A 1,072-nucleotide genomic window follows, 5' to 3' on the forward strand; every position below is an offset into this window, starting at 1 on the left:
TCGAGCGCATGCGGCAGGCCGGACTGGCCGCCGACGTGAAGACCTTGTTCAACGAGCCGACGCTGGCGGCGCTGGCCGCCCGGGTGGGGCTGGGGCGGCGCGAAGCCGAGGTGCCGGCCAACCGGATTCCGGCGGATTGCGCGCGGCTGACGCCTGAGATGCTGCCGCTGGTCGAACTGCCGCAGCCGGCGCTGGACCGTCTGGCGGCGGGCGTGCCGGGCGGGGACGGCAATGTGCAGGACATCTATCCGCTGTCGCCGCTGCAGCAGGGCATTCTGTACCACCATCTGGCGGCGGAGGCGGGCGACCCCTATCTGCTGCAGGTGCTGCTGGGGCTGTCCGACCGGGCCGGCCTGGATGCCTTCGCCGCAGGGCTGCAGCAGGTGGTGGACCGGCACGACATCCTGCGCAGCGCGGTGGCCTGGGAAGGTCTGGACGAGCCGGTGCAGATCGTGTGGCGGCAGGCGCCGCTGTCGGTGACCGAGTGGATGCTGGATCCGGCGGCGGGCGACATCGGCCGGCAATTGCGCGAGCTCCATGATCCGCGGCAGTACCGGCTGCGCCTGGAACAGGCGCCGCTGCTGCGGCTGGCTTGCGCCTGGGACGAGGCGGCGGGGCATTGGGCGGTGCTGCTGATGTTCCACCACCTGGTAATGGACCACACCACGCTGGAAGTCTTGCTGCACGAGCTGCGGGCTTGCCTGGAGGGCCGGGGCGAAGCGTTGCCGGAGGCGGTGCCTTACCGCAATTACGTGGCGCAGGTGCGGCAGGGGTTGAGCGAGGCCGAACATGAGGCCTTCTTCCGGGGGATGCTGGCGGGCGTGACGGAGGCAACGCTGCCGTTCGGGCTCAGCGATGTGCGGGGAGACGGCAGCGACATCGAAGAGGCGCGCCTGGCGGTGGCGCCGGCGCTGTGTCGCCGGGTGCGGGCGCAGGCGCAGCGGCTGGGCGTCAGCGCCGCCAGCCTGTACCACTTGGCCTGGGCCCATGTGCTGGCGCGGACGGCCGGCCAGGACGAGGTGGTGCTGGGCACCGTGTTGCTGGGGCGTCTGCAGGGGGGCGCGGGCGCGGA

General features: G+C 72.2%; 1 protein-coding gene. It reads left to right on the forward strand.

Translation table 11 applies throughout. The features are described 5' to 3' along the window. Positions 1-1,072, forward strand: a 1,072-nt coding sequence (locus VL52_RS22905) for a condensation domain-containing protein (protein WP_046159211.1), incomplete at both ends; no start/stop codon positions are given.

Origin of the sequence: Chromobacterium vaccinii (assembly GCF_000971335.1) — a bacterium.
GTDB classification, from domain to species: Bacteria; Pseudomonadota; Gammaproteobacteria; order Burkholderiales; family Chromobacteriaceae; genus Chromobacterium; species Chromobacterium vaccinii.